The organism is Escherichia sp. WS3063, assembly GCF_046486595.1.
In the GTDB taxonomy this organism is placed as follows: domain Bacteria; phylum Pseudomonadota; class Gammaproteobacteria; order Enterobacterales; family Enterobacteriaceae; genus Escherichia; species Escherichia coli.
The window spans coordinates 1-13,832 of record NZ_JBJQKY010000020.1 but is presented as its reverse complement, the minus strand read 5'-3'; the positions used below and the strand labels follow the sequence as shown (position 1 = coordinate 13,832).

The 13,832-nt window shown below is 46.2% G+C and carries 18 protein-coding genes and 1 pseudogene; 13 read left to right on the top strand and 6 right to left on the bottom strand.

Annotated elements, in window-relative coordinates:
• Positions 1-258: 258 nt before the first annotated feature.
• The 3 genes and pseudogenes from ACJHYW_RS17825 to ACJHYW_RS17815 all read left to right on the top strand — a co-directional run.
• Complete coding sequence (locus ACJHYW_RS17825) at positions 259-543, top strand: CopG family ribbon-helix-helix protein (RefSeq protein ID WP_001178089.1); 285 nt, start codon at positions 259-261, stop codon at positions 541-543.
• Positions 543-818: a type II toxin-antitoxin system RelE/ParE family toxin gene (locus ACJHYW_RS17820; RefSeq protein WP_001582571.1), complete on the top strand. Its 276-nt coding sequence runs from the start codon at positions 543-545 to the stop codon at positions 816-818. Before ACJHYW_RS17825 ends, ACJHYW_RS17820 begins: the two co-directional genes overlap by 1 nt.
• 105 nt (positions 819-923) lie before the next feature.
• Positions 924-1,127: pseudogene (locus tag ACJHYW_RS17815) on the top strand (hypothetical protein); the annotation flags it as partial.
• Between the two features lie 269 nt (positions 1,128-1,396).
• Here the strand turns inward: ACJHYW_RS17815 and ACJHYW_RS17810 are convergent.
• From ACJHYW_RS17810 to ACJHYW_RS17800, 3 genes are read right to left on the bottom strand one after another with little or no spacing between them, the layout of a single operon-like run.
• Entirely contained in the window at positions 1,397-1,663 is a 267-nt protein-coding gene (locus tag ACJHYW_RS17810) for a hypothetical protein (protein ID WP_000627829.1), read from the bottom strand.
• Complete coding sequence (locus tag ACJHYW_RS17805) at positions 1,663-2,157, bottom strand: hypothetical protein (RefSeq protein ID WP_001582574.1); 495 nt, start codon at positions 2,155-2,157, stop codon at positions 1,663-1,665. Before ACJHYW_RS17805 ends, ACJHYW_RS17810 begins: the two co-directional genes overlap by 1 nt.
• Positions 2,158-2,212: 55 nt before the next feature.
• Entirely contained in the window at positions 2,213-2,815 is a 603-nt protein-coding gene (locus tag ACJHYW_RS17800; protein WP_000517695.1) for a ProQ/FINO family protein, read from the bottom strand.
• A gap of 353 nt (positions 2,816-3,168) precedes the next feature.
• Between ACJHYW_RS17800 and yagA the strand changes: the two genes are divergently transcribed.
• Complete coding sequence (gene yagA / locus ACJHYW_RS17795; protein WP_001132032.1) at positions 3,169-4,515, top strand: protein YagA; 1,347 nt, start codon at positions 3,169-3,171, stop codon at positions 4,513-4,515.
• A gap of 278 nt (positions 4,516-4,793) precedes the next feature.
• Positions 4,794-6,674, top strand: a complete 1,881-nt coding sequence (locus tag ACJHYW_RS17790) for a colicin Ia central receptor-binding domain-containing protein (RefSeq protein ID WP_001582575.1) — start codon at positions 4,794-4,796, stop codon at positions 6,672-6,674.
• 21 nt (positions 6,675-6,695) lie between these two features.
• On the opposite strand, the gene ACJHYW_RS17785 is transcribed toward ACJHYW_RS17790, so the two are convergent.
• A complete protein-coding gene (locus ACJHYW_RS17785; RefSeq protein ID WP_001080734.1) occupies positions 6,696-7,031 on the bottom strand; it encodes a colicin 1A immunity protein in 336 nt (111 codons plus the stop codon).
• Between the two features lie 128 nt (positions 7,032-7,159).
• Between ACJHYW_RS17785 and ACJHYW_RS17780 the strand changes: the two genes are divergently transcribed.
• Positions 7,160-7,507: a DUF6404 family protein gene (locus ACJHYW_RS17780; protein WP_001582578.1), complete on the top strand. Its 348-nt coding sequence runs from the start codon at positions 7,160-7,162 to the stop codon at positions 7,505-7,507.
• Positions 7,508-7,526: 19 nt separating this feature from the next.
• On the opposite strand, the gene ACJHYW_RS17775 is transcribed toward ACJHYW_RS17780, so the two are convergent.
• Complete coding sequence (locus ACJHYW_RS17775; RefSeq protein WP_000194572.1) at positions 7,527-8,117, bottom strand: hypothetical protein; 591 nt, start codon at positions 8,115-8,117, stop codon at positions 7,527-7,529.
• On the bottom strand, positions 8,117-8,371 hold the full coding sequence (locus tag ACJHYW_RS17770; protein WP_000343103.1) for a hypothetical protein: 255 nt from the start codon (positions 8,369-8,371) through the stop codon (positions 8,117-8,119). The genes ACJHYW_RS17775 and ACJHYW_RS17770 overlap by 1 nt, the downstream gene beginning before the upstream one ends.
• 672 nt (positions 8,372-9,043) lie before the next feature.
• On the opposite strand from ACJHYW_RS17770, the gene ACJHYW_RS17765 reads away from it, so the two are divergent.
• The 7 genes from ACJHYW_RS17765 to ACJHYW_RS17735 all read left to right on the top strand — a co-directional run bounded on the left by ACJHYW_RS17765 (position 9,044) and on the right by ACJHYW_RS17735 (position 13,802).
• On the top strand, positions 9,044-9,313 hold the full coding sequence (locus ACJHYW_RS17765) for a hypothetical protein (RefSeq protein ID WP_001168933.1): 270 nt from the start codon (positions 9,044-9,046) through the stop codon (positions 9,311-9,313).
• Positions 9,306-9,995: a hypothetical protein gene (locus ACJHYW_RS17760; RefSeq protein ID WP_000796232.1), complete on the top strand. Its 690-nt coding sequence runs from the start codon at positions 9,306-9,308 to the stop codon at positions 9,993-9,995. Before ACJHYW_RS17765 ends, ACJHYW_RS17760 begins: the two co-directional genes overlap by 8 nt.
• Positions 9,992-10,780, top strand: coding sequence for a site-specific integrase (locus tag ACJHYW_RS17755; RefSeq protein ID WP_410233371.1), 789 nt, complete (start codon positions 9,992-9,994; stop codon positions 10,778-10,780). Before ACJHYW_RS17760 ends, ACJHYW_RS17755 begins: the two co-directional genes overlap by 4 nt.
• A gap of 179 nt (positions 10,781-10,959) precedes the next feature.
• Entirely contained in the window at positions 10,960-11,604 is a 645-nt protein-coding gene (locus ACJHYW_RS17750; RefSeq protein WP_001144036.1) for a ParA family protein, read from the top strand.
• An 86-nt stretch (positions 11,605-11,690) separates the two neighbouring features.
• A complete protein-coding gene (locus ACJHYW_RS17745; RefSeq protein ID WP_000030199.1) occupies positions 11,691-11,999 on the top strand; it encodes a hypothetical protein in 309 nt (102 codons plus the stop codon).
• A 413-nt stretch (positions 12,000-12,412) separates the two neighbouring features.
• Positions 12,413-13,393, top strand: coding sequence for a plasmid segregation protein ParM (locus ACJHYW_RS17740; RefSeq protein ID WP_000688519.1), 981 nt, complete (start codon positions 12,413-12,415; stop codon positions 13,391-13,393).
• Entirely contained in the window at positions 13,386-13,802 is a 417-nt protein-coding gene (locus ACJHYW_RS17735) for a plasmid partitioning/stability family protein (protein WP_001278818.1), read from the top strand. Before ACJHYW_RS17740 ends, ACJHYW_RS17735 begins: the two co-directional genes overlap by 8 nt.
• The last annotated feature ends 30 nt before the right edge of the window (positions 13,803-13,832 follow it).

The following is a 13,832-nucleotide window of genomic DNA, read 5'->3' as shown; positions in this document are numbered from 1 at the left end:
GGGTAAACCCTCGTCGGGACCACTCCGACCGCGCACAGAAACTCTCTCATGGCTGAAAGCGGGTATGGTCTGGCAGGGCTGGGGATGGGTAAGGTGAAATCTATCAATCCGTACCGGCTTACGCCGGGCTTCGGCGGTTTCACACCTGTGCTACATGTAACCACCGTATGCCGCCTTACATGCGCTGACGCGCATTATTTGCCTTGTTCCGTCTGAAAGTAATCACTATGATTAAATATGATTAACAACTAATCGGATATGCAAATGAAAAACAATACCGCACAGGCAACAAAAGTAATTACCGCGCATGTGCCATTACCTATGGCTGATAAAGTCGACCAGATGGCCGCCAGGCTGGAACGCTCCCGGGGCTGGGTTATCAAACAGGCGCTTTCTGCATGGCTTGCCCAGGAGGAGGAGCGTAATCGCCTGACGCTGGAAGCCCTGGACGATGTGACATCCGGACAGGTTATCGACCATCAGGCTGTACAGGCCTGGGCGGACAGCCTCAGTACTGACAATCCGTTACCGGTGCCACGCTGATGGAACTGAAGTGGACCAGTAAGGCGCTTTCTGATTTGGCGCGGTTATATGATTTTCTGGTGCTGGCCAGTAAACCTGCTGCCGCCAGAACGGTACAGTCCCTGACACAGGCACCAGTCATTCTGTTAACTCATCCACGTATGGGAGAACAGTTGTTTCAGTTTGAACCCAGGGAGGTCAGACGGATTTTTGCTGGCGAGTACGAAATCCGTTACGAACTTAATGACCAGACTATTTATGTATTGCGCCTGTGGCACACACGAGAAAACAGGTAGATTGTGTGTGGGGACAACTTAACATAGCCTGCAGATATTAATTCTGGAACATTATTATCACGCCAGATATTTTGCATTCCATTAAATAATCTTGTAGGAGATAAAATGAATTACGATGAAATAACGAAAATTACCGCTGAACGTATTAGCGACTACATGACTGAAGCAGTTAATACAGACTCTATTGCCGTTGCGGAAATGTTTCATAACGCTGCATGGGGAGTGCGAACATTGTGGTTTGAACTCGTCACAAAAATAGATATGGATATGCATAAAAAGAACGGGTATGCGAGTTATGATCTTAGAAGGAAAATCGAAATGCAGCATGAAGAGTTTCAGAAAATGACAGAGCGCGAGCAAGTGCCTTTATTGAAATCGCCATAATAATAGAAACAGTACAAGTACATTGCTGTATTGTGTTTTCCTTGAATATTGAATCGCGGTGCCCATGTACTACGATTCCTTTCGTGTCATTTATCATTGCACACTTTCCCTGACTGAGCGTAAAACACTGACTACTTTCCCCTCAAACTCTTGGACGGAGAATGCAAAATTGGTCTGTTCCAGCATAGAATATGTTACTTTTTCATGACCGAACCAGAAATATTGCGCGTCAATAAGAGACATTGTGTAAACTCAGTCCTTTTATCTGGCAGGTTAACCCCTATCAATCTTAGGATGAAACCACGCCATCCTCTGTTTGCCTGGTTATTAATTTCATAAAGACGATTGTTTTCCTCTCGTAGTTTTGTCCACTCTAAACAAAGTGTTATATCATCCAGTTCTGTGATGTGTTTCACTTTTCCATTGACAGTTACAGTGTTTATTCCATTTCCTGTGATCATCATCTTATGCCTTTTTTATCTTCATTTGGGACCGTGCTTTTCTTCGGAGTATCACTATTCGTTAACTGCTGTTTATCAATAAAATTCCTGATGTTATCAAGTGCTTCCTTTGTTTTTAGAATGTGCTTGATATCCATTTCATCCCGCCCGGTCATTCTTTTTCCGGACAAAAGACGCTCAAGAAGCTCCTGTTTCGCATCAGGAGAATCTTTGGCGAGATCCATCAGTTTAAGCAAATCTTCACGATCGAGAGGAAAGAAGTATTTTACAAAATACTTGAAAAGCGAAAGAAAGTAGTATGCTGTCCATGCAATACAGAAACCGATTCTGAGAAACTCATTGTCAACTATACAGAAATACAAGTATACAATCAGGAGAATAGGTAAAATCCATAATACTATAGCTAAAAAAATATATACGGGGATCAGGCGTCTGTATGCCCGTTCATGTTTATTCAGGATGAATAAAATCTTCTCCGCTTCTGAATCACACATAACATTCTCTTCCCATTTTTTCTGATACGTAATGTCCACCTGTTATCAGGAGTGTTTATTGCCCAGAAATATTCTCCTGCTGTGCCTGCGTCCTGAGCCACTTTTGTTCTAATGTCGCCAGTCTGCGACCGGCACTCTGTGCTTCAGAGTCTGAGACCTGCCCTTTGGGGTGACCATCCAGGCCATAACGTGGGACGCCGGCGACAGCTGTCCGCTGCAGATATACGCGGCGGGATGTGATGCAGGACACTGCACAGAGCCATTCGTCCATGGTCAGTTCTGTCTCCGGGTGTTCTGCCAGAAATGCCGAAATATCATTGCTTATGCCAATTTTCAGGGGAATAAATCCACCACCTTCAGCACGAAGATGAGGAAACAGGGCCTTTATTTTTTCCACGCACTCGTGAGTATACTCACGGGTCCAGTGGGAGGGACGTGGAAAACGGTGTCTTTTCTTTTTCTTCTTCCTGGCTGGCGCTTCGGGGATATGTGTTTCGACGGCAGATGAATTTATTCCGGCGGGGGCTGATTCTGCCGTCTGTTCAGTAAATACAGGTGCGATAATATCTGTTTTTTCGGATAAGGACGGTGGCGAAAAAGTTCGACGTTTTTTCACCACAATGACGGGAGTTTTCCTTTCTTCCTGATTTTTTCCCATAAATACCTCGGCTGGCTGGTTTTACTCTTTAATAATATCACAATCCATAAATTAGTAAATTTCCCATCAGGTGATTTTTCATGGCTAATAAGTCCATTCTCTGAATATTTATACTCGAGGTAGTTACAGTTATGGCGTGACAGTCGAATTGATATTCTACTGAACCCTGACAGAAACATGGTTGATATATTCTCTCACTTTAATGTTGTCATGATATAAATAAAAACAATTCATTTGAAAGGATATCAGAAGAAGATATCGGGGCGCACAGTTCATCTCTGCCTTTGTTTCATGGGGGGGTCTTTGTATATTTTACTTACTGTTTAAGCATGTACATAAGGAGTGCTTTCATTATGCCAATGATACTTGTAAAGAAGAATCCCCGGGGCAAAGTGATTCGGGAGCTTAGCAGTGAGGAAGAGACTGCAGTAAAGACGGTCTGTGGACTGAAAAGGCCAGCAACCATGGCACAACATAACCTGGCCAATGATCTTCTCCGGGAAATGCGTGAGTATGATGCATGGTTACAGTGTGACTGTATTCCGGGAGATTCGCCGGCCATGAATTTTGCTGCTCTTAAAAACAATACGGGTACTCTTTATCTGTCCAGTTTTAATCATGAGCATGCACCTGAATGCCCCATGTATCGTCAGTTATCCGGAAATGAAGAGGAAACATCCTTCGGAGCAAGCCGGCATCCCGTTAGCACCCGTATAAATTACAGAAACTTTTTACCACCTGATGACAGTAATTCTGTTATCAGACTGCAGGCCCGCTCTGCTTACCATAATGGTGAGCGCTCCTCCGTTCGCAAGAAACGTCCGCGCCTTGGCCGTTTACTCCTGTCGCTTATTGAAGATGCAGGGCTGAATAAACTGGATTCCCTGGCTAATCCCCGTATCCGGACTAATTATCGTGAGTGTCTTGATGCCATACGGCAGGTTACACTACAGCAGGAGTATATTCGGGGAAGAGCCTTATCTGAAATTATCCATTTCCGGCCAGGAATGTCTGAAAGGTCTCAGGAGCGGTTAATGGAAACGCTGGAGAATTCAGAACGACACTGGCCTGCCAGAAGAAAGCATATGTTCTTTCAGATTTTTATGGCGCAGCACATCTGTCGTGATGCTGTGGAAATTCACTGGGCGAACGGTAATATTCAGGTCATCAGACCTGTGCGGGGGATCAGTATTAATGGTGAAGCGCAGGGCGGAATACGTCCCCCTTACTGGGTTATTCTTGCTTTTTGCCGGAGTGCCGATGGCAGAATCATCTGCAGTGAAGGGTATGCTCATGCTCTTTATCAACTGACATGTCCGGTGCCTGTGGACAGCAAACTGGAACGAAACACGCTCACTGCTCTTCTGAATGTGGCCAGCTGGCTTAAAAGAAAGCCAGGTACGCCGGAATTAAGTCTGGAAAGGCCCCTGTTTGATACAGAAGTTTATGTTAATGGTGAAAAGAAATATGTACTGCCGGATTTCATTGTCACAGCAAGGGCTCCTGACGGAAAGACGGCCAGAGTGGTCATCGAAACGATGGGATATGAAGACAGTGATTACTGCGCGAGAAAATCCAGGCAGCATACCGGCATGAAGCAGATTGGTGTTCTGCATACCGATCCACCGAAATGGCTGGATAACGATCATCCCCCTTTTAAGAAACATATGTACGGTGTTTTTATGCATCTCAGGTACTGAGATATTTTGTGGCTCAGTTCTGTAACTTTTCCCGTAACATTGTCTGTTGTTACGGGAAAGTCCGGTTTTTGTATTGCACCAGAGAATACCCAGACTGTGATGCTGCCACAGCGTCAGCAGGCTTTCTGAACGGTGTAACATCACTTCATGTTAATGATAATCACTATCATCAAATCTTGACATGCCATTTTCTCCTTAATAAATTAATACTGTATATGTATCCATATGCGTAAGCAGTTAATTCATTTGTTTTCCTCAGAGGATGAAGGAGATACCGAATGTCTGACCCTGTACGTATTACAAATCCCGGTGCAGAATCGCTGGGGTATGATTCAGATGGCCATGAAATTATGGCCGTTGATATTTATGTAAACCCTCCACGTGTCGATGTCTTTCATGGTACCCCGCCTGCATGGAGTTCCTTCGGGAACAAAACCATCTGGGGCGGAAACGAGTGGGTTGATGATTCCCCAACCCGAAGTGATATCGAAAAAAGGGACAAGGAAATCACAGCGTACAAAAACACGCTCAGCGCGCAGCAGAAAGAGAATGAGAATAAGCGTACTGAAGCCGGAAAACGCCTCTCTGCGGCGATTGCTGCAAGGGAAAAAGATGAAAACACACTGAAAACACTCCGTGCCGGAAACGCAGATGCCGCTGATATTACACGACAGGAGTTCAGACTCCTGCAGGCAGAGCTGAGAGAATACGGATTCCGTACTGAAATCGCCGGATATGACGCCCTCCGGCTGCATACAGAGAGCCGGATGCTGTTTGCTGATGCTGATTCTCTTCGTATATCTCCCCGGGAGGCCAGGTCGTTAATCGAACAGGCTGAAAAACGGCAGAAGGATGCGCAGAACGCAGACAAGAAGGCCGCTGATATGCTTGCTGAATACGAGCGCAGAAAAGGTATTCTGGACACCCGGTTGTCAGAGCTGGAAAAAAATGGCGGGGCAGCCCTTGCCGTTCTTGATGCACAACAGGCCCGTCTGCTCGGGCAGCAGACACGGAATGACAGGGCCATTTCAGAGGCCCGGAATAAACTCAGTTCAGTGACGGAATCGCTTAACACGGCCCGTAATGCATTAACCAGAGCTGAACAACAGCTGACGCAACAGAAAAACACGCCTGACGGCAAAACGATAGTTTCCCCTGAAAAATTCCCGGGGCGTTCATCAACAAATCATTCTATTGTTGTGAGCGGTGATCCGAGATTTGCCGGTACGATAAAAATCACAACCAGCGCAGTCATCGATAACCGTGCAAACCTGAATTATCTTCTGAGCCATTCCGGTCTGGACTATAAACGCAATATTCTGAATGACCGGAATCCGGTGGTGACAGAGGATGTGGAAGGTGACAAGAAAATTTATAATGCTGAAGTTGCTGAATGGGATAAGTTACGGCAAAGATTGCTTGATGCCAGAAATAAAATCACCTCTGCTGAATCTGCGGTAAATTCGGCGAGAAATAACCTCAGTGCCAGAACAAATGAGCAAAAGCATGCAAATGACGCTCTTAATGCCCTGTTGAAGGAAAAAGAGAATATCCGTAACCAGCTTTCCGGCATCAATCAGAAGATAGCGGAAGAGAAAAGAAAACAGGATGAACTGAAGGCAACGAAAGACGCAATTAATTTCACAACAGAGTTCCTGAAATCAGTTTCAGAAAAATATGGTGCAAAAGCTGAGCAGTTAGCCAGAGAGATGGCCGGGCAGGCTAAAGGGAAGAAAATACGTAATGTTGAAGAGGCATTAAAAACGTATGAAAAGTACCGGGCTGACATTAACAAAAAAATTAATGCAAAAGATCGTGCAGCGATTGCCGCAGCCCTTGAGTCTGTGAAGCTGTCTGATATATCGTCTAATCTGAACAGATTCAGTCGGGGACTGGGATATGCAGGAAAATTTACAAGTCTTGCTGACTGGATCACTGAGTTTGGTAAGGCTGTCCGGACAGAGAACTGGCGTCCTCTTTTTGTTAAAACAGAAACCATCATAGCAGGCAATGCCGCAACGGCTCTTGTGGCACTGGTCTTCAGTATTCTTACCGGAAGCGCTTTAGGCATTATCGGGTATGGTTTACTGATGGCTGTCACCGGTGCGCTGATTGATGAATCGCTTGTGGAAAAAGCGAATAAGTTCTGGGGTATTTAAATAAAATATAAGACAGGCTGTCTATCTTACAGACAGCCTTTTTATAATAACAGAAAGAATATATATCATACTTAACGGAAGAGATAATATGAAAACAGTACCCGTATAAACCGCAAGCAACCCCATTTTTCCAGGTGTATCAGCAAAAAAACCGCTGTTCCAGAAATCAGGCCGGGTAAATTTCAGAGCTGTATCTTCAATATACCATTTTGCAACCGGATACAAAACCATTCCGCAGAGAGAAATACACCAGAACAGTAATCTGTATTTAAACTCATAATCCCATGACATATACAGCATATATCCCCCCGTCACCCATCCCCACCACATATTATTAAAATAATATTTTCTGTTCATCTGCCAGTTTTCCTTTCTTTTGCACTTTTGTCAGTGTACTGATGCATGACAACATAACCACAGCATGATAATAATAATCAATAACAATAAGCTGTGTCACGTTTACATCATGGAACGGAGGTGCTCCTGTGACCTTTGAGCAGAAAAAAGCCCGGGCCATTGCCCTGATGGACAGCAAAAAGATGTGGCGGAGCAATTATGCCCCTCCTCTTCTGCGTATTCTATGGCGGCTGGGTATCCGGCTTCCGCCATTACCCTTTATGCCGTTCTGGCAGGTCACGGTGCTGACGGGGGGCTTATGGGGCATTTCCTGGGGATGTGTAATGTGGTTTACCTACTGGGGGCCGTCAGGAATGGTGGCAGGTGAGGCCATTATTATAAGTATCACGGGTGGTTTTTTGTTCGGACTGTGCATGGCCTCTTTCCACTGGTGGCGCAGGAAAGTTAACCGGCTGCCACCATGGGATGATGTGTAAACCGTGCACAGGCGTGTTCTTACGGAGCGGCACTTTCATTTATCTGTACGCGAACCTCTATTCCTGCGTCATGACAGGCCTGCAGCCACTGCGCCACTTCCAGGGGATCGCCCTCCCGGCGTACCACCCTGCCTTCTTTATTCCATAACTGCAGACAGGTGCTGCCGTCGAGACGCACCACAAAATCCCCGCGGCAGGCCTGATACGTTATGCCGTTCAGCTCCACCGCCAGATCAGTGGCAGAAGTGCCGTCTGCGGGCAGACCTGCTGCCGGGACCAGCGGCAGTACGACGACTTCTGCCGCACGCTGTTCTGCCCGGAGGCGGTCCTGTTCTGCCAGCAGCAGAGGCTGTGCCACGGCCCGGCCGGCGTCCGTCAGCTCCACTGCCAGCTGCAGGTTCGGGGCGCGCAGGGTACGCAGCCAGCCGGCATCCTCCAGACGACGGCAGGAGGCGCGCAGGTTTGGCCCGTAGACCGGGGCTTCCCCGCTTCGCTCCAGCACCCGTTCCAGGTCCCGCGTCAGCACGGGGCCCGGCCGTTTTTCATCAAGCGCAGCCAGCACAATCAGCACTCTCCGCTGCAGTGGCGACGGTCGGCGGCTCTGAGTCATTAACTGTCACCCTCCGACCAGATGAGTTTTTTGAGGCGCTGATAATCGGTATCGATGCGTTCCCGGGCCTGTGCGTGATTGTTCTGTGGCGCACCATGAATGGCCAGTTCATACCACAACCACAGCAGAGCTGAGGCCTTCAGTTCACTGATACACCTGGCGCTCTGGTTGTCCAGCCCACATTCACGGATATTTTTTTCCGCTATTCGGGTTAGTTGCTCATAGCTGAGTGAAAACACCCTTTCTTCATCCATCCTGCACGCTCCATCTGATAATGTTCTGACAGGTAAAAATAATATCCCGCATGATTTGTGTGCTCCTGATTTCTGATAATATCAGATATGGTTTTATCATCAATGATGAAAATCATATCTGATATGATTTTGTGTGTATTGCTCAATTATCATATCACTTGCCCGTTTCCCGTCGTGCAGATCCGGTTTCCGGCGGTTACGGATCTTCCTCTCCCCCCACACAACGCCACCTCCTGTCAGCACAACATGTAGTGCTGAATTCAGCTGCTGATGACACTATATGTTGTGTCATCTCCCTGACCTGTGATGCGCCGCGCAGGGGCGGAAAACAGCGATATGATGATTTTCTCAGCGTGGTACACTTCCGGAAAGTTATGAATAGGAAAAAAATCGGATCTGCCTGAAATGGGCATCCAGTAATTTAATAGCGTGGTTATATGCCTGCTTATTATCTGACAGGTGATGATTTATTTAGGGGAAAATAATTCATGCTGACAGAGTGTTGTGTTGCCATGCGTAATAACTCTGAGCGACTGTTGCTTCCGGTATCAGTTGAGTGAGGATTTTCAGACCACCACGTTTTACTGACCAGTAAAAATTTTTTTTGCCCGCAAGGCTGACAAGTGACTTCTTTTAGAATTTCGGCATCCACAACCAATGGCAGGAAGCCCGATGCAAAAATTTTTAAGGAGAGCTCTTTTAATGAAAATTGCTCAGCAATTACTGGAGGCCGTTCTGCAATTTATGAATGCATCTGCAATGACTCAGGTGCTGACGTTGATATTCCTGGCTCTGATAATACAGGTACTGAAAACATTAATTACGGCGTGGATAGTAAGGAAACCATCTTCAGGAGAGATGGTTTTAGACCGGAAACCTGACTCTGCCGGGCGTAAGGATCACTGCAGGCAGCTGTCTCAACAAAGGAAAAAACATGGCTGACTGGTTTATTGCAACTGAAGGTGTGAAGGTGGTGAAAGATAGTGCCAGCCTGTGGCCGCAGATCATCACGGCGGTTTTGTCTGCCGGTACTGCATTTGGTGGTGTGTGGTACGGGCAGTGGCGGATAACACAGCGAGAGGAGGAAGCTGCAACAGCGAAGCTGGTCAGCGAACGTCTCTTTATTGCCACGGAGCTGGTTTTTCTGCTGGAGAGGTTTGCGCAGCGTTGTGCTCCAGCAGCAACAGCAACTGTGGAGCACGATCAGGATGGCAGAGGAGAAGCTGAGTTCTTATTACCGGAAATCGATTATTCCCCGGTATCTGGTAACTGGCGCTCCCTTCCTTCTGGCCTGATGTATAGGCTCAGCGAACTCTCTGTTCTCAGCTACGAAGCTGTCGTGTGTGTAGATAATGTGTTTGTTGAAGATACTCCTTATGGTGGAGCGGGTGAATATAGTTTGCATAAAAACGCAGCTATGTTGGGAGTAAAAGCACTGCGGTTATCACGAGAACTGAGAATGTTATGTGGCCTCCCTCTGCACGGCCTTTCCGATACACTATCGCCAACGAGGTTGGTATTGTTGAAAGCCAGAGGTAAAACACTCCAAAAGGAGTACGAAATGGTAAAGAAGTCTAAAAAGACCGAGCAAGAGATTGAGGATTTCATAAAGGGGACATCATGAGTGGTCCACAATTGCTTTCCCTGCCTGGTTCTTTTTTAACGTCTCCGGCAACATTACCTGTTGCCATTGATTACCCGGCTGCGCTGGCACTCCGCCAGATGTCGATGGTTCATGATGAACTGCCAAAATACCTGCTGGCCCCTGAAGTGAGCGCCCTGCTCCATTACGTGCCGGATCTGCGCCGCAAAATGCTGCTGGCCACACTGTGGAACACCGGTGCGCGCATTAATGAAGCACTGGCGCTGACGCGGGGGGATTTTTCGCTCACGCCTCCGTATCCGTTTGTGCAGCTGGCCACTCTGAAGCAGCGGACAGAAAAAGCCGCCAGGACGGCAGGAAGGATGCCCGCCGGTCAGCAGACTCACCGTCTGGTTCCGCTCTCCGACGCCTGGTACGTCAGCCAGCTGCAGACGATGGTGGCCACACTGAAAATCCCCATGGAACGGCGTAATAAACGAACAGGCAGGACAGAGAAAGCGCGGATCTGGGAAGTGACGGACAGAACGGTCAGGACCTGGATTGGGGAGGCGGTTGCCGCCGCTGCCGCTGATGGTGTGACGTTCTCTGTCCCGGTCACGCCACATACGTTCCGCCATTCCTATGCGATGCATATGCTGTATGCCGGTATACCGCTGAAGGTCCTGCAGAGTCTGATGGGGCATAAGTCCATCAGCTCAACGGAGGTCTACACGAAGGTGTTTGCACTGGATGTGGCTGCACGGCACCGGGTGCAGTTTTCGATGCCTGAGTCCGATGCGGTGTCTATGCTCAAAAGAATTCCATAAGCTCTGACTTTTTTAAATCCCTTTCGGATATCTCATGGATATATTATCGGTATTTCATATTCTGTTGACATGCAGGACCGGTATAGAGTAAAAAAACATCTATTGAGTACCTCTTGGATATCCGAAAGGTGTCTTATGGGGTCTTTATGGGTATTACATGTGGATTCTGGAGATACACTATGCCTGTTATTGCTAATACGCATCCCAAAGGTGGTGTGGGTAAGACAACTTCATCCGTAAACATTGTTGGTGAAATGAAGTCTGATACAGTTGATCTGGATACTCATACCGGGCTTTCTATCATTCTGGGGCTGAGACCTGAAGGAAAAGAAATTTCCGTGAAAGTACCCAAAACAGTGGATGAGTTAATCGAAATTATGACTCCCTACAAGAACAGCGATAAGACGTTACTTATTGACTGTGGGGGATTTGACTCAGATCTTACCCGTACTGCGATTGCCTTTGCAGACTGCGTTATTGTCCCTTCAAAAGACTCCCTGACTGAACGTATTGGTTTGATGCATTTTGATGGAGTACTGGACGAAATCAGCTCTATCATGGGGACCGATATAACTGCTCACCTGTATCTCTGTAAAGTTAATCCTAACAAGAAGAAATTCCCTAAGCTTGATGCAATCCTGCCATCGTTCAAACATCTGAAGCTGATGAAGAGCCGCATTTCTGCTCGTGCAGAATTTGAGGATGTCATTGAGACTGGGATGGGAATCACTGAGTCTGTTCATGGGCGCTATTCGGCAGGAGGTAAGGAAGTTATTGCCCTGATCGAAGAAATCAATCATCTGATTGAAAATAACAAACAGTAAGGTGTGTCTATTGGGTATCCATATAGTATCCTTTGGGCTTTTAATGGATATCTTTTAAGTATCTAACAAACATCCTGGGTTATCTCATGAGCAAAGCGAAATTTAGTGCACAGGCTGAAAAACTGAAAAACCTGGTGGATTCTGCCAGATTACAAACTTCTTCTTCTGCCGTAACAGCAACAGCCCCGTCTCAGCCAAATGAAGGTGCAGAGGAAGTTTCAGGTCGTCCCGTGGCTGCCAGGACGAAGGCTAAGAATCTTAAGGCCATACCGCTGTCGTATTTTGAAGCTCATGCGGAACTTAAAGCGACCAGTAAAACATCTCTGGATTTTAGCTCATATATTATTGAGGCTATAAGAGAGAAGCTTGAACGTGATGGTGCAATAGGTCAATAAACTATCGGATATCTTAAGGGTATCTGATGTGTGTCTTTTAAATGCGTTATGGGGATTCTTCACGTACCTAAAGAGTCCCCATTAGACATCTTTCTGTTTATGGTGACATGATTCGTCACCGCTTTCCTTTCCTCTCAGTTTCACCATTTCATTCCTTTTCCCCTAACCTGAACCATGATGTCCACGATGTTTTTATATTGCATTTATGTATCACATATAACCTTCATAATGTTTTTGTATCTATGATTTCCTCTGGTCTTAAAGTTGTGTGTACAATGTACATGCAATTTATCGTGTTTTTATGTTGCATTTGTCCTTTCAGAAAGACCGTTTTTTCATTATAATTGAATATACATTGCATGTATGAAGCATGTTTGTTTTTTCTATTTGTTTATGAGCAACGGAGACTGGTTATGAAAATCTTTATTGATGATGGTTCTACCAACATTAAACTTGCCTGGTTGGAGGATGGTGACGTGAAAACGTTAATCAGCCCTAACAGCTTTAAACCGGAATGGTCTTTTAGTTTACTGGATGATGCTGCCCCGGCTAATTACGAGATCGACGGCGAGAAGTTTTCATTTGATCCATTAAGTGCTGATGCTGTCGTAACGACTGAAACACGCTATCAGTACAGTGATGTGAATGTTGTGGCCATTCAGCATGCGCTACAGCAGACCGGCCTGAAAGCGCAGCCTGTTGATGTCATCGTCACATTGCCGATCTCTGAATACCTTGACGCCAACAATCAGAAAAATAAGCAAAACATTGAAAGAAAGAAAAAAAATGTGATGCGTGAAGTACGGGTGCAGGGGAGTGATGCATTTGTTATTCGCAGTGTTTCCGTTCTTCCTGAAAGTATTCCCGCTGGTTTCAGTGTTCTTGCGGGGCTTGAGGATGATGAATCCCTTTTGATCGTAGATCTCGGTGGTACAACTCTTGATGTGTCGCATGTTCGTAGCAAAATGACAGGGATTACAAAAACCTGGTGTGATCCGAATATCGGCGTGTCCCTGATTACATCCGGGGTTAAGGAACAGATGGCTGTACATGCTAATACAAGAGTGAGCTCATACCAGGCTGACAATATCATTGTGCACCGTAATGAACCTGACTACCTTTCCCGTCGCATTTATAATGCTGAACAGCGTGAGTCTATCATTAATGTTATCAATGAACGGCAGAAGTTGCTTATTAAACGAGTTAATGATGTCATCAGCCGTTTCACCGACTATACACATGTAATGTGTGTTGGTGGTGGGGCTGAAATTGTGGCCGAGGCTGTGAAGAACCTGACTAAGGTTCCTGATGAGCGCTTTTATCTGAGCTCATCCCCGCAGTTTGATTTAGTCATGGGAATGATAAAAATGAAAGGTGGTGTGACTAATGAGTGATGAAAATAAATCCAGACGCTGCTCATTTGAACTTTTCCCGGATGAACGGACAGGAGATAAGATAGCAGATGAGCTCATTGCAAATGAAAAACTGAAGGAGCGGGGACGTTTCATGCGCGCGATGTTAGTTACTGGTGCGGCGTTTGCAGCTATAGATAAACGTCTTCCTTTGCTGATATCGGAGTTACTGACAGAAAATACGACTCTGGATGATATTAATAAGGTGATTTCCAGCGTAATACCAGGTGCTTTTTCGGTTGAAAAGAAATTGCTTGAATTACTGGAAAAACAATCTGGTCTCCATACGTCTGTGGATTGCAGTACTCCTCTTACAGAGCAGAGTCTGTCGAGAAATGACGGTGAAGACCAGACCAGAAGAAACGCTGAAAATATGTTCGGAGATGACTGAACTAACCCAGCCTGGCCAGGGGAATATCTC